Below are 21,844 nucleotides of genomic sequence, written 5' to 3'. Positions count from 1 at the left end.
TTTTTTACTGAATAGCTCTCTCTCTCATCTCTGCTATTTTATAAAAATCTTTACATTTTTGTTTAATATTTTCGACTTTAAATTCATTTCATATTTTTTCAGTACTAAGTATACTATATTAATTTAAAATGTCAATATTTAAACATTATATAATTTTTAAATAATAGAAACTTTAGAAAATATTATTTTTTATAGTTAGCCAAAAGGATGAAAAATATTTATTAAGGAATATTCTTCATTTTTATTATCTAGTTTAGAAATATAATATATTTCATAAAAAATTTCAGATTTTTTCAACTTCTTATCTCTTTGAAATTTTTTTATTTTTTCAAAGTATATTTCGTTTTTAAAAGCTGCTCCTTCCACATATAAAGATACTCCTTTATTTTTATAAATCTCTTCACTATTAATAGATTTAGAAGCTACTATAATCTCTTCATAGTAACTATAATTTTTTTCATCCACCTTTAATATTATAAAGGTATCGCTTATATTATAAGAAATATCTATCTTTTTAAAAACTTTTCTTATATGAGTTTCAATATCATTGTTATCTTTTATTTCTCCTTGAGAACTTCCCAAAATAAAAAACTCTAACTCTTCCATTTGAGGTGGTTTATTTAAACTATTCATTGCGTGACTCAAAGTTTTTTCTAATCTATTTAAATTAGATTTTATATTTTTTAAGTTTTCAATCTCTTTTTCAATTATATTTTTTTGAAATACAATTGACTTTAAAATATTTTCTAAATTATTCCCTTCATATAAAATCTGTTTTATTTTTTCCAAAGAAAATCCTAAAGACTTACACCTCTTTATAAAATCTATTTGTAAAAATTGATCTATTGAATAATATCTATATTTCGTCTCTTCATCAACATAAATTGGCTTTAAAAGTCCCTCTTTATCATAGTGACGAAGGGTTTGAATAGAAATTTTTGTTAATTTAGATGTTTCTCCTATTGAAAATATCATTTTTTCCTCCAAATTTTTTTGACTCTATAGTTACAATAGAGTATATACTATTCTCTAGTAAAGGAGGAAGTGAAATGTTAAAAAAATTTATTAATTATGCTGTTCCATCTGTATTTGCGATGTTTGTATCATCACTTTATGTAATTATTGATGGAATCTTTGTAGGTCAAGGTGTCGGAAACTTAGCTCTTGCCGCTGTTAATTTAGTAGTACCTGTATCAATTTTCTTTTTTGGAATGGCCACAATGTTTGCTGTTGGAGGTGGAACTCTTATTTCTGAAAGTTTTGGAAAAAAAGACATAGCAAAAGGTGTTCACATCTTTAGAGAAGCTTTTATAGTTCTATTAATTTTAAGCTTTTTTATGAGTTTCATATTTGTTGTTTTTTCAAAAAAGATAGTTATACTTTTAGGAGCTAATGGAAATGTTTTAGAGGAAGCTAATACTTATCTAAAATATTATGTTATGTTTTGTATTCCAAATATCCTAGGAATATCTTTAAGTAGCTTTATAAGAAATGATGGAAATCCAAAGCTTGCCATGATTGCAACTGTTTCTGGTGCTTTTTTAAATATTGCTCTGGATTATGTATTTATTTTTATTTTTAAATGGGGAATAAAGGGAGCTGCTATAGCTACAGGGCTTGGACAGATTTTAACTGTTCTAATTATACTACTACACTTTTTATTTAAAAAAGGATATCTTTCTTTTGGTAAAACTAAACTTCACAAAGAAAATATATTAAGATTTATTACGCTGGGGTTTCCATCTTTTTTTATGGAGATAACTTTTTCAATAATGGTATTTTGTATGAATATAGCTATTTCAAAAGTTGGAAATGAAAGTCAACTAGCTTCATTTGGAATAATAAACTATCTAACTACAATTGTTTATATGCTTTTACTTGGTTTATCTTTTGGAGTTCAACCATTATTTAGTTTCAACCATGGAGCTAAAAATTATGAAAATGTTTTTAAATTTTATAAATTTACAATTGTATCTTCTATAGTTATTAACTTTATTTATTTTGCTATTTCATATTTTTATGGATATGACATTGTTAAATTATTTACTAAAGATGGAAGTATTTTAAATGAAACTTATATTGGTCTCACTCTATTTAATCTTTCATTTTTTATCGTAGGGATTAATGTTATTCAATCAGGATATTATCAAGCTATAAACAACCCTAAAAACTCAAATATTATATCTTTTTTAAGATCAATTATATTTTTTCCAATAACAATTTTTATAAGCAGTCATTTTTGGGGATTAACTGGAGTTTGGCTAAGTCCTTTATTTTCTGAAACTCTTTGCTTTATAACTTGGAATCTTCTATTTAATAAAAACTTGGGTTCAGTATTAACAAATTATTTTATAAAATCTACACCTAAAAACCAGTAATTTAAATTTATTTACCAACTTTTTACACTATATTAACTTCTACTTAACTCTTATGTTATATAATAACTTATAAGATTTATTTCGGAGGGATTATATTGAAAACTAAATTAGCATTACTATCATTATTTGTTTCTACATTAACTTTTTCAGAGGTTGTAAATTTAAAAAAATTTGATATAGAAGTACCATCTCAATTCATGGTTCCATATAGTGGTGATGAATCTGAATTTAAAGATGGCTTCAAAACAGGTTTTGGGTCAGCTCTAGCTTTTAAAAATATAAATTCTGATGGGACAATAGAATTTTATGCTTTAACAGATAGAGGTCCTAATGCAGATATTCCAAAATATTTAAAAGATGGTAAAAGTGTTCCTGGAAAATTTTTCCCAGCACCAAACTTCACTCCTTCAATTGGAATTTTAAAAGTTGATGATAAAAAAGCTGAAATAATAGATAAAATTGAACTAAAAGATTCAACTGGAAAAAATATTACTGGATTACCTCTTCCCTTAAACAGAATCGGTTCTACTGGTGAGGTTGCATTAGATTTAAATATGAATAGTCTAGGGTATGATATCAATGGTCTTGACCCAGAGGGAATAGCTATTGATAAAGATGGAAACTTCTGGATTTCAGATGAGTATGGACCATTTATAATAAAGGTTGATAAGAATGGAAAAATTTTAGAAAAATTAGAACCTGGAAATGGATTACCTGAAATTGTAAAATATAGAATTCCAAATAGAGGAATAGAAGGGTTAACAATTGATAAAAATGGAAATATCTATGCCGCAGTTCAAAGTACTTTAAATGTCGACGGAAAAACAAAAGATACTGCAATTTTTACTAGAGTTTTAAAAATTGATCCAGACACAAAAGAGGTTAAAACTTTTGCATATCCAATTGATAAAAATTATAAATCTAACTCTGCTGCTAAAATTGGTGATATCTATGCAGTTGATGAGAATAAACTATTGATAATAGAACAGGGAAAGCAAAAAGGAAAAATGGAAAACTTAATCTATTTAGTTGATTTTTCAAAAGCTGATGATATTACAACTTTAGGTAACCTAGAGAGTAAAGGAAACGATTTAAAAATAAAGCTTGGAGAGAAAAAGCTAGTTGTAGATTTAAGAAAACATGGATGGGATACTGAAAAAGCTGAAGGATTAACTCTTTTACCAGACAATAAAACAATTGCGATAATCAATGATAATGACTTTGGAATGGCAATAAGTGAAGATGTATCTCCTTATCATTATAACGAAAATGAAAAACAACTATACTTAAATAATAAAGCTACAAATCAAAAACTAACTTTAAAGAAAAATACAGAAACTAGTCAACTTTGGTTAGTTACACTTAAAGAGGAAATATAAAAATTATTTTAAAAATTTTAATCCAATCACAATTTGATTGGATTTTTTTTTGAATTATGTTAACATCAATCTATAGAATTAAAATAAAGGAGAGTTAAAATGGCAAAAGGTTATGATCAACATATAGAAAGAAAAAATAAAGTAAATAGTTTTGGTAAAGAACTTACAAGAAGAGCTAAGTCAAAATGTGAGCTTTGTGAAGCTACAGGTGTAAGTCTAAGTGTTTTCGAAGTTCCTCCAGTAAAAGAGGAGCCAGAGGTAGAAAGATGTATTTTTATCTGTGATGAGTGTAAAAATAAATTAGAAAGAGTAAAAAAAGCTAAAGAAAATGATTTTAGATTTTTAACTAACTCTATTTGGAGTGAAGTTGATATGGTTAGAGCTTTATCTATCAAACTTCTAACAGAAATGGCAACGAAATACTCGTGGGCAGAGTTAGTTTTAGATGATCTTTATATTGATGAATCAACTGAAGAATTGATTAAAACCATAGAGTTAGAATAAACTTTTCTCATAATAGAGAAAAGTTTTTTTATTTTTTTGAATAAATATGCAAAGGAAAAAGTTAAAAAAAATATAAGTATATATTTATATAGTATTTAGGAGGATTATGCATGGATGAAAAAAATTCTATAAGAGAAAAGTTTTTGAAGTTTGAAAACATTTTAAACTCTTCAAATCAAAATAGAGAACAACTGATTATTATTTTAAGAACAGCTCAAAGCATATTTGGATATATTCCAAAAGATATCCAAAATTTAATATCTAAAAAATTAAGAATACCTATTGCTGAAATTTATGGCGTAATCACATTTTATAATTATTTTATAACAGAACCTGAAGGAAAATATCCAATTCATCTTTGTATGGGGACAGCTTGTTATATAAATAAATCTGAAAATCTATTAAAAGAGATTAAAAGAATTCTAAATATAGATATAGGGCAAATAACTGAAGATGGACTTTTTTCTTTAAGCATAGTTAGATGCTTTGGTGCTTGTGCTTTAGCTCCTGTAATTAATATAAACGGAAAGATTTATAGTAAATTAACTCCAGAATCTTTAGAAGATATACTAAAAAAATATAAGGAGGATGAGGTATGATTACTAAAAAAGATGATTTAGAACAAATCAAAAAATATTTTATAGAAAATCAAAAAGATAAAATTCAAATAAAAATAGCCATGTCTGTTTGTGCAAAATCTTCTGGTTCAGAAAAAATTTATAACTATTTTTTAGAGGAAATTAAAAAGAAAAATTTAGATATAGAAATTATTCCTACTGGATGCATGGGATTTTGCTATTGTGAACCAACTTTAAAAGTAGTAGATCCTAAATCTAAAGAAGTAAAAATTATTGGAGAAGTTACCATTGAAAAATCAAAAAATATTTTAGATAAAATAGTAAAAAATGAAAAAATAGAGGGCGATGTAACACCTAGAGTAAACGAAAAAAGAGTTTCACTTTTAAATTGTGGTGACATAAATCCAGAAAGTTTTGAAGCTGCTATCTCTAGAGGAGCCTATTTTTCTTTAGAAAATATACTAACTAACTTTTCAAGAGAAAATATTGTTGACTCTGTAGAAAAATCTGGATTAAGAGGAAGAGGAGGAGCTGGTTATCCAACAGGTAAAAAATGGAGAGCTCTTTATGAAAATAAAGATGAGGAGAAATATATTGTTTGTAATGCAGACGAAGGTGATCCTGGAGCCTTTATGGATAGGTCAATTTTAGCTGGAGATCCACATCTTGTACTAGAAGGTATAATCATTGGAGGATATGCTGTTGGTGCGCAAGAAGGGATTATCTATATAAGAGCTGAATATCCACAAGCTATAGATATGCTTTTAAAAGGTATTGAGGATTTAAAAAAACATGGCATATTGGGAAATAATATTTTTGGAACAAATTTTAGTTTCAACATTGAATTAAAATATGGAGCAGGAGCTTTTGTTTGCGGAGAAGAAACTGCTCTTATTCAATCTATGGAGGGAAAAAGAGGAGAACCTAAAGCAAAACCACCCTATCCTGTTGAACTTGGTTTCCGAGGAAAGCCAACTGTTGTAAATAACGTTGAAACTCTTGCTAATATAACTAGAATATTTCAAAATGGCGTTGAATGGTATAGAAAAATAGGCACATATAAATCACCAGGAACTAAGATTTTCGCTCTTGTTGGTAAGATAGAAAAAGTTGGTTTAGTTGAGGTTCCTTTAGGAACAAAACTAGAGGATATTATATATAAAATTGGTGGTGGTATTAAAAATGGAAAAAAATTTAAAGCAGTTCAAACGGGAGGTCCTTCTGGCGGATGCTTAAGTGATGAAGATTTAAATATTTCAGTTGAATATGACGAACTTGTAAAAAGAGGGGCCATGATGGGATCTGGAGGATTAATTGTTTTAGATGAAGATGATTGTATGGTTGAGATGGCTAAGTTTTATATTGGGTTTTCAGTAGGTGAATCCTGTGGAAAATGTACTCCTTGTAGAATAGGAACTAAAAGATTATATGAACTTTTAGATAAAATATTAAGTAGAAATGGAGAAATGAAAGATTTAAATCTATTAGAGGAATTAAGTATAACAGTTAGAAGAGCATCTCTTTGTGGACTTGGTAAATCTGCTCCTAATCCTGTTTTATCTACGCTTAAAAAATTTAAAAATGAATACTTAGAAAAAATAGAAAGGAGATGATTTTTTTGTTTGAAATAACAATTGATGGTGTTAAAACTCAAGTTTCTGAAAATACAACTATTTTAACAGCTGCAAAAAATATAGGTATAAAAATTCCATCTCTTTGTAATTTAAAATTGGATGATTATTTTTTTAATAACCATGCAACTTGTAGAATATGTGTTGTTGAAGTAGATAAAAGAGATGGTTTGTATCCTGCTTGTTCAACTATTTGTTGGGATGGAATGAACGTTGTAACAAACTCTTCACAAATTATACAAATTAGAAAAAATATACTTGAACTCCTAATTTCAAATCATCCGAAAGATTGCCTAATATGCTCTAAATCTGGAGAGTGTGAATTACAAAAATTAACACAAGAGTTTAGGCTTAAAGAGATTAGATTTAGTGGCGAAAGAAATCAATTTAAAAGTGAATATTCAGAATCTATTATAAGAGATCCTGAAAAGTGTATTATGTGTAGAAGATGCGAAACTATGTGTAATAAAGTTCAAACATGTGGAGTTCTCTCAGCAATAAACAAGGGATTTCATTCTGTAGTTTCTACAGTATATGGAAATAATTTGGATAAAACAGTTTGCACATTCTGTGGACAATGTGTAAGTGTATGCCCTGTTGGTGCATTACATGAAAGAAATTACATTTGGGAAGTTATCGAAGCTCTTGCAGATCCTAATAAAAAAGTTATCGCACAGGTTGCTCCTGCTGTTAGAGTTGCATTAGGTGAGGAATTTGGAATGGATGTAGGTTTAAATGTTGAAAAAAAAATAGTTACAGCTCTAAAAAAAATGGGATTCGATGGAGTCTTTGATACAACTTGGGCAGCTGATTTAACTATTATGGAGGAAGCAACAGAGTTAAAAGAAAGATTAGAAGGTTATTTATCTGGAGATAAAACAATAAAACTTCCAATATTAACATCTTGTTGTCCTGCTTGGGTAAATTTTATAGAATATAATTTTCCTAACTTACTAGATATCCCTTCTACGAGCAAATCTCCACAACAAATGTTTTCAGCAATAGCTAAAAATGTATGGGCACCTAAAATGGGAATAGATCGAAAAAACTTAGTAGTTGTTTCTATAATGCCTTGTTTAGCTAAAAAGTATGAGGCTTCAAGAACTGAATTTATAAAAGACGGAAATAGAGACACCGATATATCTATCTCAACAAGAGAATTAGCAGATATGATAAAATATTTTAATATTGATTTTAAAGAGGTTATAGGTCAAGAATTTGATTCACCAATGGGAGAATATACGGGTGCTGGAATAATATTTGGAAGAACTGGAGGTGTGCTTGAAGCTGCTTTAAGAACTGCCTACGAGTGGGTTGTCGGTGAAGAGCTAAAAGATATTGATTTTTTAAAATTAGAAATATCGAAAGGTTTGATAGTTAAAAAAGTAAATTTTGGACCAAAAGAATTAACTATAGGGATAGCTCATGGACTTGGAAATGCTAGAAAACTTTTAGAAGAGATTGAATCAGGAAAAGAGATTTACCACGCAATAGAAATAATGGCTTGCCATTATGGATGTGTTGGTGGCGGTGGTCAACCTTTCGTCCATGAAAATATTGACATATTAAACAAAAGAGTTGAAGCTTTAAATGATATAGATAAAAATTGTAAATTGAGAAAATCTCATGAAAATCCCTATATTAACAACTTATATAATGAATATTTTGATTTTCCATGTTCAGAAAAAGCTAAAATTTTACTTCATACAAGATTTTTTAAAAAATAAATAAAATACACCGGCTATATACCGGTGTATTTCAATTTCTCATTATTTGATACTTCTTAATTTAAAAAAGTTTTTTTATCATTGATAATTTCTTGAAGCTTATCTATAAATCTACAAAGATGAAAACCATCACATACTGCATGATGAACTTGAATAGCTAAAGGAATTAAATATTTATTATTTTCTAAATAAAATTTTCCAAAGGTAAATATAGGAAAATAATAATCATATCCATTTTTCAAATTCAAATTAAACCCATCAAAAGTATTCCAAGGAATCATTGAAACTGGAAAACTATTTTCAGGAGGATTTTCTTTTCCAATCATTTTTATACTATCTCCAAATTTAGCTATATCAAGAACATACGAGTTATAAAATTCAGAGTAAGAACTGATACAATCACTCCATAAATTAGTAAATAGATCATTCCCATCTTTCAAATAGGTATAACAAGGATATAAAGTTTCATAAACTCCTAAAACTCCATTAGAATTTTTATTTATTCTAAACTCTTCAAACTCATTAACAGTTTTAGTTAATGCAAAAATTAGTGCTGGATAAATTTTCAAATTTAATTCTTTTATATTAGTTATATCTATTTTTGTTGTTAAACTTACTGTGCATGGAATATCTTTAGAAAAATATTCATAGTATTCTTTTCTTTTCCAATTTTCAATATCAATCTTTTTAAAAAACATAAGGTTGCTCCTTTAAACTATTAATTCTTAATAATGTTGTATTATAACATATGCTCTATAGTTTGCTATAATCTTTATTTCAGTTCTTTTTATTTTTATATTTCTTCATTATTTGAAACAAAGCTAATTAACTTAATTTTTTGAGCACCAGTAGCATAAACTATAATCTCAGAAACACCTGATTCCATAAATTCTGCTCCAATCTCATCAATTTTTTCTTTTAAAATATCTTGCTCTCGCTCATTATTTGTTTCAATAGCAACTTCCCATCTACCCATAATATCTACTTCACTTATAATCTTCATAGCATCATCTCCCTAAAAAATAATTATATTTAAAGAGTTATACTAAATTAAAGAAGTAGTTCCTTCACTATCAATTTTATATCTCTCTGGATTTTTAATTAAATCTTTTTTTATTTTTCAATTTTAGAATTTTTACTATCTTCCAATTCTTTAATTTTCGATTCTAAAAAATTTACCTTTTCATTATAATTAAAATCAGATATGCTTAAAAGTTATTAAAAAATAAAATTCTACTTCATTGAAAGATTTCTTCTAGATTTAAACCATTCAAGGGTCTCCCCTTCAGTTTCTTGTGGAAGAATTCTTCCATAAACTTCATTATACAACCATGATAAAGTTTTTTTTGAAAGATATTTTTTCATTTCTTCCTCTCCCTCTTGCATAACCACTTTAATAAAACATGGACACTTAGTATATGATTCTGGAAGATTATTTTGATCTACTAAAATATTTTTCTGTCTAATCTCTGCACATTGAAAAAAGGGCTCTTTTCCTTCAATAGCCTCAATTATATCCCAGAAAGATATCTCTTCAGGATTTCGAGCTAATTCATATCCACCCTTTACGCCAGGAACTGATTTAGTTATTCCAGATTTTCCTAATTTTGTAAAAACTTTAGCTAAATAAGATTCTGATACTCCTTGAAATTCTGCTAAATCTTTAATTCCAACATAATCTTTATCTTTAAGCTTTACTATATATAAAAGGCAATGAATAGCATACTCCACACCTATTGACATTTTCATAATTTTTCACTCCTTTAAATGTTATTGTCTTATATTTTATCATCAAAATATTATTGATTCAAGAACGATATTTTTTATTGACATAATTTTAATAAAATGTTAATATAATTAACGACAATATATGTCGCTAATTGAAATTTTTATAGGAGGTTTTATGTTTAATGAAAAATTTTTAGAGGTATTAAAACATGAAGGGGTAGTTTCTATTGTTTCTTGTGGAGTAAACGAAGCTCATGTTTCTAATACTTGGAATAGTTACCTTACTATAACTGATAATAATAAAATTTTAATTCCTGCTGCTGCAATGATTCTAACAGAGAAAAATATTATTGAAAATCCAAAAGTAAAATTAACATTAGGTAGTCACGAAGTAATGGGATATAGATATATGGGAACTGGGTTTCTTGTTGAAGGAACTGCAAAATTTTTAAAAGAGGGTGCCGATTTTGATATGATGAAAGAAAAATTTTCATTTCTTACAAGGGTCTTAGAAATTACTGTAACATCATATAAACAAACACTTTAAATTTAAGGAGAAATAACAATGGCTAAGCAAATAATAGAAGAAAATTGTATTGGATGTGGATCTTGTGAAAGAACGTGTATCGTAGGTTGTATATCTCAAATAAAAAATAAAAAAATGTTCATAAATTCTAATGCATGTGTAGATTGTGGAGCTTGTCAATTAGCTTGTCCTTCTAAATGTATTGTTTAACAAAAAAGTTTAAATTTAAAAAGAGATATTTTTTGGACAAAGTTTTCATTCTGTGTTATTATTTAAGGATAAATATTTTTATTAATAAGGAGGATAACTATGAAAATTTTTGTCTATGGAAGTTTAAGAGAGGGATTTTTTAATTTTAATAAATATATAAATAACGCAGCTAAAAAAATTGAACTTGGTGAAGTTAAAGGCAAACTATATGCTATTAAAGATCAAGAATATCCTGCACTATTAGAAGAAAACGGAACTGTAATTGGAGAAATTATAACAGTTGAAAATTGTGATTTAAAAGCTATTGATGATATGGAAAATTATTTTGGTGAAAATAATCCTAATAATGAATATAATAAGGTAAAAAAAGAGATTAAAAATTTAGAAACTGGTGAAATAGAAATTTTAGATGTTTATGTTTATAATATAACTAATCCAAATTTTTCATATGATAATCTGATACCTGTTTCATCAGGGGATTGGAAAATTTTTAAAAAATAAAAAAATTCAAAACTTTTTTCTTATCAAAAAACGTCTAATTAATATAATAATAGTTAGAAAGTAGAAAAGGATTTTGTAGCAATTTGTAAATATTGTAAAAAATAACCATCACACAGTTTCAATAAAGTTTTAATATTTAGAAATATGTTTAAATTTTTAAAGAGTTTTAACTAATTATGAAGTTGTTATTCTAACTATTATATGAAGTAATAGATTTAAAGTCAGTAAACTATTTTATTTTTAAGAGATTTAAAAGAAAATTTTTACAAGTTTTAAAGTTATTAGAAGGTGATTAAGTTTTAATAGTGAAGTAGAGGGATTTGTGATGGTTGCCCTCTACTTTTTTTATTAAATTTTATAATCAATTAAATATTAATACTAAATAAAAGGAAACACATTTTTTATCCGAATTTATGTTTAAGAAAACTCATTTCTAAATATTATAGGAGGATATTATGGTAATTTTAAAATATAAAGATTGGCAAAATACTGTTGATACTCTAGGAATGTATATTCAAATGGTTGGAAAGGTTGCTCTTGAGAGAATTCCTCAAGAACCTGAGTGGGAATCAGCTATGCTTCATATTACACCAACTGGAATTTCTACTGGAAATATTCCATCTGAAAATGGATTATTTCAAATTTCATTTAATTTTATAAAACATGAACTGGTTATTCTTGATGAAAATGGAAAAGAAGCTGTTACTCCTCTTAAAGATGGAGTTTCTGTAGCTCAATTTTATAAGATATTTTTAAGTAAACTTGAATTTTTAGGATATCGAACTGATATTTATTCTATTCCTCAAGAATGGAACTTTACAACACCTTTTGAAAAAGATGAAACTCATAAATCCTATGACCGAGAAGCTGTTGAAAAGTGGTTTGAAATGATTAAATATGCTTATAAAATTCTTAGTAAATTTGCTGCTCCTTTTAGAGGAAGAAGAACAAAAGTTAATTTCTATTGGGGTTGTTTAGATATGGGAACTGTTAGATATTCTGGTAAACTTCTTAATATCGACCCTTCTTTACCTGTTGGTTTTAGATATGGTGTTGATGCTGAAGAGGTTGAATTTGGATTTAATCTTGGTAATAACAATATTGGCGAACCATATTTCTTTGGATTTATGTGGCCTAATAATCCGGATGAATATAAAAAGATTGCTCTACCTATTGAAAAAACTTATTATAATGACCAATTTATTTATAAATTAACTGACTGTCTTGCCACTTCTAATCCGGATGAATCAGCAATGACTTTTTTCCAAAGTGTTTACGAAGCAGCAACTAAAATTCAAGACTGGCAAAATCTTGAGTCTTATAATAAACCTTTAGAGCTTCCATCACAAAAAATTCGTAGAAATAAGTAAGTTATACAAATCTAACAAAGAAAAAGATTATTTACACTCTAATCTTTTTCTTTATTTTTTGTTAGAAATAGCAAATACTTTTTCTACAAGATTTGCATCCTAATCTCTTTTCAATCTCCTCCAAATTTTGAAGGAAAAAATGCTTCTTTTTAATGGATATAAAGCCCTCTTTTTTTAATTTTGCAACTACTCTTGAAACTGTTTCTTCTGTTGAATTTAAAGATTTTGCAATATTTTTATTTAGAATCTTATGATTTATAAAACTATTCTCATTATTATTTCCATAAGTTCTATATGCTCTAATCAATAATGATAACACTGCATTTTCTATAGAAAATAGCTTTATATCTCTTATTTGAAAAAATAACTTTTGATAAAAAATAGAAGTATATTCTAAAATTTTCTCATGTAAATCTATATCTTTCATATATAAAATTTTTAAAAAGTTTTTATCCACAATGTAACATGTTGTATCTTCACAAACCTCAATATAAAAATTTTCTAGATACTTATCTCCATCTAAAAAATCACTTATTCGATCTAAAATAATTATATTCCCTTTTGAATAACACCCTAATAGAAACTCTTTTTCTTCACAAAGATTATGATAATATCTAATCAATCCTTTATCTATAATCAAAATTTTTTCAGTAGAAAAACTAATATCTGTTAAAATCTCTCCTTTTTTATACTCTTTTCTTTGTGGGTTAAATTTTAAAATATCTTTTATTAAATTTTTTCTATACTCTAAGAATGTCATATTTTTCCTTTCAAATAACTTTTCTAATTAAATTATACAAAATTTTAACACATTTCTTTTTCAATTTGTATTATCTTTATAGTACTTTTTTAAAAAAAATGTAAATTATTGATTTTAATCAAGTTTTTTAGAATTTTTTTATGATAAAATTATATATATAACAAAATATTAAATATAGAAACAAAGGAGATAATTAAACATGAAGATTGCAATAATTGGAGCTGGAGCTATGGGTTCAAGATTTGGATATATGTTACAGCATTCTGGAAATGATGTATTTTTAGTTGATACTTGGAAAGAACATGTTGATACAATAAATAAAAATGGTCTTTTAGTTGAAGAAAACAGTAAATTAAATTCAATTAAAATACCCGCTTTTCTTCCTGAAGAGGTAGTAGAAATTCCAGAGCTAATAATTTTATTTACTAAATCAATGGGACTAAAACCAATGCTAAAAAGTATTAATAAAATAATTGGAAAAAATACACAAGTTTTATGCCTATTAAATGGATTAGGTCATAGTGAAACAATATCTGAATTTGTGGATATAAAAAATATATTTATGGGCGTTACTCTATGGACATCAGAACTAATTGGCCCTGGTCATGTTAAGCTGACAGGTAGTGGAAACTTGGAAATTCAAAATTTAGATCCAACTATGGGAGTTACTGCAAAAAAAATATGTCAAACTTTAAATGATGCAAACCTCAATGCAATCTATAGTAAAAATGTTGTTCTTTCAATTTGGAAAAAAGCTTGTATCAACGGCGCATTAAATAGTACTTGTACCATTCTAGATTGTAATATTGAAGAGTTTGGACAGTTAAAAAACTCTAAGAAAATCATTACAAAAATAATTCAAGAGTTTTCACAAATAGCTAGTAAATACAATATCCCTTTAAATATTGATGAAATTGTAAAAAATGTTGAACAAACCTATGATCCAAATGAAGCTGGTGAACACTTTCCATCTATGCATCAGGATTTAATACAAAATCATCGACTTACAGAGATTGACTATATCAATGGTTATATTTCAAAAAAAGGAAAAGAATTTGATATCCCAACCCCATATAACAATCTTTTAACAATACTTGTACATTCTAAAGAGGAATTATTAATAAAATAGAAAAGAACCTCAAAAATGAGGTTCTTTTTTTAAGATAAATAAATTACAACTGATTCATAAGCTCTCAATTTTATTTTTTTACCATTTAACAATACATCATTATAATTTTTTACTAAAATATCTTTTCCTATAAATTCATCTGGAATTTCAACTTCTACTTCATTTTCATAAAAATTATTTATAACTAAAAGTTTTTCAGCTTCAAATTTACGCATATATCCAAATACTTGTGAATTCTCCTCATACATAGGAATAAAATCTCCATGAGAAATAACTTTATACTCTCTTCTTAACTCTATTAATTTTTTATAGTGATAAAAAACTGATTCTCCATCTTTTAAATTACTCTCAACATTTATTGTAGAATAATTTTTAGCTACATCTATCCATGGAGTTCCTATAGTAAAACCTGCATTTTCATTATTATTCCACTGAACTGGAGTTCTGCTATTATCTCTGGATTTTTGCCCTAGAATTTCTATAGCTTCATCGATAGTTTTTCCTTTTTCAAGAAGTAGTTTATAATTATTTAGAGCTTCTACATCTTTATATTCATTTATATTTTTAAAGTGAGGATTAGTCATGGCAATCTCTTCACCTTGGTAAACATATGGAGTTCCTCTTAACATATGGATTGCTGTTCCCAGCATTTTTCCAGATTCTTTTAAATATTTTTCATTTCCAAATCTAGAAACAATTCTTGGTTGATCATGATTACACCAAAATACTGCACTCCACCCATCTCCATTTTCTATTCCCACTTGCCACTTAAAAAATATCTCTTTTAAAGATTTAAAATCCATATCTCCTAAAGCCCATTTCTCCCCATTTGGATAATCTACTTTTAAATGATGAAAATTAAATACCATAGATAACTCTTTATTTTCTGGTTTTGTATACTCTACACAATGGGAAATCGTTGTTGATGACATCTCTCCTACAGTTAAACTTCCTGGATATTTTCCAAAAGTATTAGCTGTTAATTCTTTTAAATATTCATGAACTTTAGGTCCATCTGTATAAAATTTTCTTCCATCTGATGTAGCAGTCTCATAGTTATCATCTGGAAAATTTTGATTTTTTGAAATTAAATTTATCACATCTAATCTAAATCCATCCACACCTTTTTCTAGCCAAAAGTTTATCATTTTATAAATATCCTCTCTTAACTCTGGGTTCTCCCAATTAAGATCAGCTTGAGTAACATCAAATAAATGTAAATAATATTTTCCTAATGATTCCACATATTTCCAAGCATTTCCACCAAATTTTGAAGCCCAGTTATTAGGAGCTTTATCAGCTGTTCCTTCTTTCCAAATATAATAATTATGATATTTATTTCCAGGCCCTTTTAAAGCTTCTTTAAACCAAAAGTGCTCTGTAGAAGTATGATTAATAACCATATCCATTATTAACTTCATTCCTTTTTTATGCATCTCATCTAATAATAGATGAAAATCTTCCATAGTTCCAAATATTGGATCAATATTATAGTAATCAGCTATGTCATATCCGTTATCCATCATTGGTGAGACATACATAGGAGTTGTCCAAACTACATCCACGCCTAAATTTTTTAAATAATCTAGTTTACTTATAATTCCTCTAATATCTCCTATTCCATCCCCATTACTATCACAAAAACTTTTCGGATATATCTGATAAACTGTAGCACTTTTCCACCAATCTTTTTCTAACATAATTTTCCTCACTTTATTTTAAATTTATAATTTTATTTTTTTGCAAATCTTCCTTTACTCAATAAATAAGTAGCTATAATTGGTATAACAAAAGCTATTGACATGGCTATAATATAGTTTATCCAAAATTTAGGCTGAATAGCTAAAAATGCTGGAAGTCCACCTATTCCTATTGAGTTTGCTAAAACTCCTGTTAAAGTTGAATAAATAGCTGCAAGTGCAGAACCAATTAATGCTCCATAAAAAGGATACATAAATCTTAAGTTTACCCCAAACATAGCTGGCTCAGTAACTCCTAACCATGCTGATATTGCTGATGATAAAGATAAAGATTTTAATTTTTCATCCTTTCTATTTAAAAACATAATTGTCACAGCTGCTGATCCTTGAGCTATATTACTTAAAGCTATCATTGGCCAAATCATTGTTCCACCTTGAGCAATTAACTGTAAATCTACAGCCAAGAATGTATGATGAACTCCTGTTATAACTAATGGAGCGTAAAGCATTCCAAAAAGTATTGAACCAAACACTCTAAAAGGACCAGTTAATAAAATATTAAATATTGCTGCAATATAATTTCCTAGCTCACGAGACACTGGGCCAATAACCAAATATGAAACAACAACAGTTGTAAACAAAACTAGAAATGGCAGTAGTATCATTTTTAAAATTTCAGAAAGATACTTTCTTAAGAAAAGTTCCATTTTTGCCATAAAGACTCCCGCTAACATAGCTGGAATAACTTGAGCTTGGTACCCAACTTTTTCAATAGTTATAAATCCAAAATCCCAGAAAGGTATTGTTCCTGTAGCTTGAGCTGTGGCATACCCATAAGCATTCATAAGTTGTGGAGAAACTAATGTTATTCCTAAAACAATTCCCAAAATCTCTGTTCCTCCATATTTTTTTACTGTAGACCATGTTACTCCTACTGGTAAAAAGTGGAATATAGCTTCACCTAAAATCCATAAAAAACTATGAAGTTCTGCTAATTTAGGATTTAAACTTGTTAAAGTTTGGCTTCCATCTCCGAATATTGCTAAATCTCCAATTATATTTCTGAACCCTAATATCAATCCACCTGCAATAATAACTGGAAGAAGTGGCGTAAATATTTCTGCAAATCCACCAACAATTTTTTGTAATCTTCCCATTTTTTCATTAGCAGCAACTTTTGTTTCCTCTTTAGTTGCCTCTGAAATTCCTGCAGCTATCACAAAATCTTTATATAAATCTTTAACTTGATTTCCAATTATTATTTGAAATTGTCCTGAGGTTGAAAAACACCCCTTTACCAAAGAATTATTTTCAAGCTCTACTTTTTTTACTAAACTTTCATCTTTTAAAACTAACCTAAGTCTAGTCACACAGTGAGTTGCACTAATTAGATTATTTTTTCCACCGATTAAATCTAATATCTCTTTAGCTTCCTTTTCATATTTACCCATTTTTACCCTCCAATGTTTTTAAAAAACTTTTTAATCTCTTATTGAACATATCATATAAATTTTTTGTTATTTTGTCAACAACTTGTTTAAACAAGTTTGTGTCTTTGTATAATTATTTTTTTCTGATATAATATATTTAACAAAATTAGTTAATATATATTTAGGAGACAAAATGGCTAAAAGCAGATATTTAGAAATCTACAACTTTATTAAGGAAAATATAAATAATGGAACTTATCTACCAGAAGAAAAAATTCCATCTGAAAATCAATTGAAGGATATTTTTTCAGTTAGTAGAAATACAGTTCGAAAAGCTATCGATCTTTTGGCAAGTGATGGACTTTTGAGTTCAGTTCATGGGAAGGGAGTTTTTGTTATGAAAAAAATTCCTGTTAATTTTTTATTAGGTGGAACTGAGAGCTTTAAAGAAGCTTCTTTAAAAAATAGTTTAAAGTATAAAACATCCATTCCAATTTTTGAAACTCTAATTGTTAATGAGGAACTAAATAAAAAAACTCATTTTCCCATTGGTGAAACTATTTATCATATTATTAGAATACGAGAAATTAGTGACGAAAAAGTTATTTTAGATGATAACTATTTCTTAAAAGAGATTGTTGAAGGATTAACTGCTTCAATTGCTATGGATTCTATATATGAATTTTTAGAAAATAAAAAAGGGATTAAAATAAATGGAGCTCAAAAAATAATCTCTGTTGAACCTCCTAATGAAGAGGATAAAAAATATTTAGATTTAAGAGGAAATAATCTTGTAGCTATTGTTAAAAACTTTGCTTACTTAGATAATGGAACTCTTTTTGAATATACTGAGTCTCACCATAGAAGTGATAAATTTGTTTTTAGTAGTTATGCTAAAAGATGATAAATTAGAATTTTCTAATATACTAATTTACAAAGAATTTAATTCATGGTAACATATACCAAATTATTATAAAATTTGGAGGATAATATTCAATGAAAACAATAGCTTTTGTGTGTAGAGGTAACTCTTTTAAAAGTATAATCTGTGAAAGATTTGCAAAAGAACTAACAAATGATTTTATAATTGTTAGTGCTGGAACAAATCCTGCAGAAAAAGTAAATGATGACGGTGCAAAAATTATGAAAGCAAAAAGTCTTTCTATGTCTAACTATAAACCACACTCTTTAGACGAGCTTCCACAAAATATAGATTACTTAGTAAAAATGGGATGTGCTGTAGAATGTCCATTTGTTCCTGCTAAAGAAACAATTGATTTCGATATGGATAAATACCCAGCTAACACTTTTGAAGAAAAAGAACTCATAGTAAATCTTCTTGAAAAAAAAGTTAAAGAATTTATAAAATCAATTACTAAGTAATTTTTTTATTTAAATATAAAAATTTTATTTAATAATTGTAAAGTTATATATAAATATGGTAGATTATGTGTGGGGATTATTAAATTTTATATAGAAAGAGACAACTTTAATTTAAAATTAAAGCTGTCTCTTTTATTTTTTATTTTTTTATAAATTCCTCTCCTGGTCTAAGAGCACTCATATCTTTAACTCTATCTACATCAAATTTATAAAATTTTATTTTAAGTTCAACTGGCCCTTTTAAAATAACGTGATGGTATCTTTCTGGATAAATAATAAGAGGATGTTTTGCATCTACTGTATAAACTTTTCCTTTTTCATCTTCCCATACAAACTCAAGCTCACCTTTTTTTACAATAAGATAACCTAGCTTATCCTTTGGAGCCATATGTTTTTTCAAGATATCTGGGAAAACATTTTGTTCATTCATCCACGGTGTTTCTCCAACTTTTTCCAATCCCTCTGGAAAAATTAAATTATCATAAAGTTTTATATCTGCCAACTTCCCATCCTCAATTATTTCTTGTATCTCCTCTTCAATAACTTCACTAGCATCCCCTTCAATATCTGGATTTAATCTTTTTAAATCTATTTTTTCTTTTTCACAGTTACATTTCATAAAATCACATCCTTTTAATTAAAAAACTAAAATTTTAAGACAACTAAATGTACAAGAAAAAAATATTTTTTCCTTGTAATATGTTATAATAAAATATTTCATTCTAAATTTTTTTGAACAGTTTAGATATTTTTTTATTGACATATAAATGATTTATATTATATAATATACGGAATAAATTATATAAAAGCCCTTCGTATAACCCTATTAATTTGGTATAGGGGTATCTACCGTGGAACCTTAATTCCTGCTTACGAAGAAAATACGTCACATATTGTGTCATATTTTCTTTGTAAGTGGGATTTTTTTATTTATAAAATTTAAATTTTAGAGGAGGATATATGAACTTTGAAAAATTACCTAAAATAGAGTTACACTGTCACTTAGATGGAAGTGTAAGACCTGAAACAATAATTGAGTTAGCAAAAATAGAAGGTGTTGACCTACCCACTTCCAACATTGAAAAAATAAAAAATATTTTAATTGCTCCTATGGAATGTACATCTTTAAATGAATATTTAGAAAGATTCCAAGTTCCTGTAGCTATTATGCAATCAAAGGAAAGTTTAAAAAGAGTTGCATATGAGTTAATGGAGGATTCAGCAAAAGAAAATATAAAATATATTGAAATTAGATTTGCTCCACTACTACATACAAATAAAGGATTAACTTCTGAAGATATTATTCAAAGTGTTTTAGAAGGAATAAAAGAAGGCGAAAAAAATTATGATATAAAAGGGAATTTAATCCTATCTTTTCTAAGACATATGCCAGCAGAAACAATTTACGAAGTTATTGAAATTGGAAAAAAATACTTAGGACAAGGAGTTGTTGCAATAGATTTGTGTGCTAGTGAAGAAAAAGGATTTTGTGAAAAATTCATTAAACCGTTTTTATTAGGAAAAAATTATGGATACAGAGTTACAATTCATGCTGGAGAAACGGGAATAGGTAAAAATGTTTTTGATGCAATTCAAACTCTTGGAGCAGAAAGAATTGGGCATGGAATTCATATTAAAAATTGTAAAGAAGCTTATGAACTAGTAAAAGAAAAAAATATTTTTCTAGAGATGTGTCCAACTAGCAACGTTCAAACTAAAGCTGTGAACTCTTTTGATGCTCATCCTATTTTAGATTTTCATAGAGATGGTATCAAAGTGACAATAAATACAGATAATAGAACTGTGTCTAATACAACTTTAACTAATGAGTGTCATGTTATAAAAGAAAATTTTGAAATTGATTTAGATACCTATAAAAATATTTATTTTAATAGTGTTGATGCGGCTTTCACAGATTGTCAAACTAAAGAAAAATTAAAAAATTTACTAAAAGAGTTAGATTAATCAAGGGTATTAACCTATTAAACCTCTGTTCATTTTTAAAATATAACTAGTTAAAAACATAAAGAAAATAAACATAATAAAATATTTTAAAATAAAATGTTTACTTTTTGAAAATTATATGTTATACTAATTTTGTAGTAAGGAAATAACACAAGTAGATAAAGATTTTTAAGGAACTATTTTAACGAGTACTTCTTTATAATAATATTGATTGGGTAAATAGTTACTAACAATTAAAAATAACGGAGGTACTTAAATGAAAGGTACAGTAAAATGGTTTAACGAAGAAAAAGGATTTGGATTTATCACTGGTGAGGACGGGAAAGATGTATTCGCACACTTCTCTCAAATCAAAAAAGACGGATTCAAGTCTTTAAAAGAAAACGAAGAAGTAGAATTCGATGTTGTTAAAGGTGACAGAGGATTACAAGCTGAGAACATTGTTTCTGCAAAGTAATTGAATTTTACAATCCCTTATAGAAATTTCTATAAGGGATTTTTTTTTTTTCTCACCTAACATCCAATTAAAAAACTATTCAATCCCCTCATCATAAATAGATTCGAGTAAAAAAATCTCCCTATTAAAAAATAGACTATACAAACAATTAATGCAATAACAGTTAATTTTGAAATTAAATTATAAGATTTACCTCTTTTATTGTCATCACTTCTTCCACAACACTCTCTTCTATCAACAATTAAAAATATAAGTAAAACTATTAAAACTAAAAACATAAAATCACATCCTTATTTAAATTATATAGTTTATAATAATATAAATTTGTTACATAAGTATGTCACTACAAAATATTTTTTCTAATTTTTTTAATAAAAAACTTGAAAACATTTTTTTTTATGATAAAGTATACAAAAATATTTTATAGGAGTGGTTACTATGTTTAAAATAACAATGAAAACTACAATGATGAATATGATGCCTTTGGG

24 protein-coding genes and 1 riboswitch are annotated in these 21,844 nt (G+C 27.1%); of the genes, 15 read left to right on the top strand and 9 right to left on the bottom strand.

The annotated features are described in order from the left end of the window. Positions 1 to 195 precede the first annotated feature (195 nt). Positions 196 to 975, bottom strand: a complete 780-nt coding sequence (locus HMPREF0202_RS14775) for a MerR family transcriptional regulator (RefSeq protein ID WP_023052452.1) — start codon at positions 973 to 975, stop codon at positions 196 to 198. 74 nt (positions 976 to 1,049) lie between these two features. On the opposite strand from HMPREF0202_RS14775, the gene HMPREF0202_RS08735 reads away from it, so the two are divergent. From HMPREF0202_RS08735 to HMPREF0202_RS08710, 6 genes are all read left to right on the top strand, one after another. Continuing rightward, positions 1,050 to 2,378: an MATE family efflux transporter gene (locus HMPREF0202_RS08735; protein ID WP_040407040.1), complete on the top strand. Its 1,329-nt coding sequence runs from the start codon at positions 1,050 to 1,052 to the stop codon at positions 2,376 to 2,378. Between the two features lie 95 nt (positions 2,379 to 2,473). After that, positions 2,474 to 3,757 (top strand): esterase-like activity of phytase family protein, encoded by a 1,284-nt coding sequence (locus HMPREF0202_RS08730; RefSeq protein WP_023052451.1) that lies wholly within the window; start codon positions 2,474 to 2,476, stop codon positions 3,755 to 3,757. A 99-nt stretch (positions 3,758 to 3,856) separates the two neighbouring features. After that, a complete protein-coding gene (locus HMPREF0202_RS08725; RefSeq protein WP_023052450.1) occupies positions 3,857 to 4,261 on the top strand; it encodes a hypothetical protein in 405 nt (134 codons plus the stop codon). 110 nt (positions 4,262 to 4,371) lie between these two features. Then, positions 4,372 to 4,860 (top strand): NADH-quinone oxidoreductase subunit NuoE family protein, encoded by a 489-nt coding sequence (locus tag HMPREF0202_RS08720; protein WP_023052449.1) that lies wholly within the window; start codon positions 4,372 to 4,374, stop codon positions 4,858 to 4,860. Next, positions 4,857 to 6,452 carry a (2Fe-2S) ferredoxin domain-containing protein gene (locus HMPREF0202_RS08715; protein ID WP_023052448.1) on the top strand — a complete coding sequence of 532 codons (1,596 nt, stop codon included), beginning with the start codon at positions 4,857 to 4,859 and terminating at the stop codon, positions 6,450 to 6,452. The genes HMPREF0202_RS08720 and HMPREF0202_RS08715 overlap by 4 nt, the downstream gene beginning before the upstream one ends. Beyond that, a complete protein-coding gene (locus HMPREF0202_RS08710) occupies positions 6,449 to 8,197 on the top strand; it encodes an NADH-dependent [FeFe] hydrogenase, group A6 (RefSeq protein WP_023052447.1) in 1,749 nt (582 codons plus the stop codon). The genes HMPREF0202_RS08715 and HMPREF0202_RS08710 overlap by 4 nt, the downstream gene beginning before the upstream one ends. 56 nt (positions 8,198 to 8,253) lie before the next feature. Here HMPREF0202_RS08710 and catA read toward each other — a convergent pair whose 3' ends face one another. The 3 genes from catA to HMPREF0202_RS08695 form a co-directional block, all read right to left on the bottom strand. Beyond that, positions 8,254 to 8,895 (bottom strand): type A chloramphenicol O-acetyltransferase, encoded by a 642-nt coding sequence (gene catA / locus HMPREF0202_RS08705; RefSeq protein WP_023052446.1) that lies wholly within the window; start codon positions 8,893 to 8,895, stop codon positions 8,254 to 8,256. A gap of 95 nt (positions 8,896 to 8,990) precedes the next feature. Further along, positions 8,991 to 9,200, bottom strand: a complete 210-nt coding sequence (locus HMPREF0202_RS08700) for a hypothetical protein (protein ID WP_023052445.1) — start codon at positions 9,198 to 9,200, stop codon at positions 8,991 to 8,993. A 230-nt stretch (positions 9,201 to 9,430) separates the two neighbouring features. Then, positions 9,431 to 9,946 (bottom strand): RrF2 family transcriptional regulator, encoded by a 516-nt coding sequence (locus HMPREF0202_RS08695; protein WP_023052444.1) that lies wholly within the window; start codon positions 9,944 to 9,946, stop codon positions 9,431 to 9,433. 154 nt (positions 9,947 to 10,100) lie between these two features. On the opposite strand from HMPREF0202_RS08695, the gene HMPREF0202_RS08690 reads away from it, so the two are divergent. The 4 genes from HMPREF0202_RS08690 to HMPREF0202_RS14770 all read left to right on the top strand — a co-directional run bounded on the left by HMPREF0202_RS08690 (position 10,101) and on the right by HMPREF0202_RS14770 (position 12,532). Next, a complete protein-coding gene (locus HMPREF0202_RS08690) occupies positions 10,101 to 10,472 on the top strand; it encodes a pyridoxamine 5'-phosphate oxidase family protein (protein WP_040407012.1) in 372 nt (123 codons plus the stop codon). A gap of 18 nt (positions 10,473 to 10,490) precedes the next feature. After that, complete coding sequence (locus HMPREF0202_RS08685; RefSeq protein ID WP_023052442.1) at positions 10,491 to 10,661, top strand: 4Fe-4S binding protein; 171 nt, start codon at positions 10,491 to 10,493, stop codon at positions 10,659 to 10,661. 99 nt (positions 10,662 to 10,760) lie between these two features. After that, complete coding sequence (locus tag HMPREF0202_RS08680) at positions 10,761 to 11,162, top strand: gamma-glutamylcyclotransferase family protein (RefSeq protein ID WP_023052441.1); 402 nt, start codon at positions 10,761 to 10,763, stop codon at positions 11,160 to 11,162. A gap of 455 nt (positions 11,163 to 11,617) precedes the next feature. Further along, a complete protein-coding gene (locus HMPREF0202_RS14770) occupies positions 11,618 to 12,532 on the top strand; it encodes a DUF5996 family protein (protein ID WP_023052440.1) in 915 nt (304 codons plus the stop codon). 61 nt (positions 12,533 to 12,593) lie between these two features. On the opposite strand, the gene HMPREF0202_RS08670 is transcribed toward HMPREF0202_RS14770, so the two are convergent. Further along, positions 12,594 to 13,292 (bottom strand): Crp/Fnr family transcriptional regulator, encoded by a 699-nt coding sequence (locus tag HMPREF0202_RS08670; protein WP_023052439.1) that lies wholly within the window; start codon positions 13,290 to 13,292, stop codon positions 12,594 to 12,596. A gap of 199 nt (positions 13,293 to 13,491) precedes the next feature. Between HMPREF0202_RS08670 and HMPREF0202_RS08665 the strand changes: the two genes are divergently transcribed. Next, on the top strand, positions 13,492 to 14,421 hold the full coding sequence (locus HMPREF0202_RS08665; RefSeq protein WP_023052438.1) for a 2-dehydropantoate 2-reductase: 930 nt from the start codon (positions 13,492 to 13,494) through the stop codon (positions 14,419 to 14,421). A 29-nt stretch (positions 14,422 to 14,450) separates the two neighbouring features. Here the strand turns inward: HMPREF0202_RS08665 and treC are convergent, their stop codons facing one another. Then, complete coding sequence (gene treC, locus HMPREF0202_RS08660) at positions 14,451 to 16,121, bottom strand: alpha,alpha-phosphotrehalase (RefSeq protein ID WP_023052437.1); 1,671 nt, start codon at positions 16,119 to 16,121, stop codon at positions 14,451 to 14,453. Positions 16,122 to 16,153: 32 nt separating this feature from the next. After that, entirely contained in the window at positions 16,154 to 17,572 is a 1,419-nt protein-coding gene (treP, locus tag HMPREF0202_RS08655) for a PTS system trehalose-specific EIIBC component (RefSeq protein ID WP_023052436.1), read from the bottom strand. Positions 17,573 to 17,744: 172 nt separating this feature from the next. Here treP and treR point away from each other — a divergent pair, with 172 nt between their 5' ends. Then, positions 17,745 to 18,455: a trehalose operon repressor gene (treR, locus tag HMPREF0202_RS08650; protein WP_023052435.1), complete on the top strand. Its 711-nt coding sequence runs from the start codon at positions 17,745 to 17,747 to the stop codon at positions 18,453 to 18,455. Between the two features lie 92 nt (positions 18,456 to 18,547). After that, positions 18,548 to 18,934 carry an arsenate reductase/protein-tyrosine-phosphatase family protein gene (locus HMPREF0202_RS08645; RefSeq protein ID WP_023052434.1) on the top strand — a complete coding sequence of 129 codons (387 nt, stop codon included), beginning with the start codon at positions 18,548 to 18,550 and terminating at the stop codon, positions 18,932 to 18,934. A gap of 139 nt (positions 18,935 to 19,073) precedes the next feature. Here HMPREF0202_RS08645 and HMPREF0202_RS08640 read toward each other — a convergent pair whose 3' ends face one another. Further along, positions 19,074 to 19,553, bottom strand: a complete 480-nt coding sequence (locus HMPREF0202_RS08640) for a TehB-like domain-containing protein (RefSeq protein WP_023052433.1) — start codon at positions 19,551 to 19,553, stop codon at positions 19,074 to 19,076. Between the two features lie 174 nt (positions 19,554 to 19,727). After that, a riboswitch (purine riboswitch) is annotated at positions 19,728 to 19,827 on the top strand. A gap of 67 nt (positions 19,828 to 19,894) precedes the next feature. On the opposite strand from HMPREF0202_RS08640, the gene add reads away from it, so the two are divergent. Next, the gene (add, locus tag HMPREF0202_RS08635; protein WP_023052432.1) at positions 19,895 to 20,899 is read left to right on the top strand and encodes an adenosine deaminase; all 1,005 of its coding nucleotides are present in this window, start codon (positions 19,895 to 19,897) and stop codon (positions 20,897 to 20,899) included. A gap of 256 nt (positions 20,900 to 21,155) precedes the next feature. Further along, positions 21,156 to 21,356 carry a cold-shock protein gene (locus HMPREF0202_RS08630; protein ID WP_023052431.1) on the top strand — a complete coding sequence of 67 codons (201 nt, stop codon included), beginning with the start codon at positions 21,156 to 21,158 and terminating at the stop codon, positions 21,354 to 21,356. Between the two features lie 56 nt (positions 21,357 to 21,412). Here the strand turns inward: HMPREF0202_RS08630 and HMPREF0202_RS08625 are convergent, their stop codons facing one another. Then, a complete protein-coding gene (locus HMPREF0202_RS08625; protein ID WP_023052430.1) occupies positions 21,413 to 21,634 on the bottom strand; it encodes a hypothetical protein in 222 nt (73 codons plus the stop codon). Positions 21,635 to 21,844 lie beyond the last annotated feature (210 nt).

It is taken from the genome of Cetobacterium somerae ATCC BAA-474, from assembly GCF_000479045.1.
Lineage (GTDB): Bacteria > Fusobacteriota > Fusobacteriia > Fusobacteriales > Fusobacteriaceae > Cetobacterium_A > Cetobacterium_A somerae.
The sequence above is the reverse complement of the archived record's forward strand: the minus strand, read 5'-3'. Positions and strand labels throughout refer to the sequence as shown.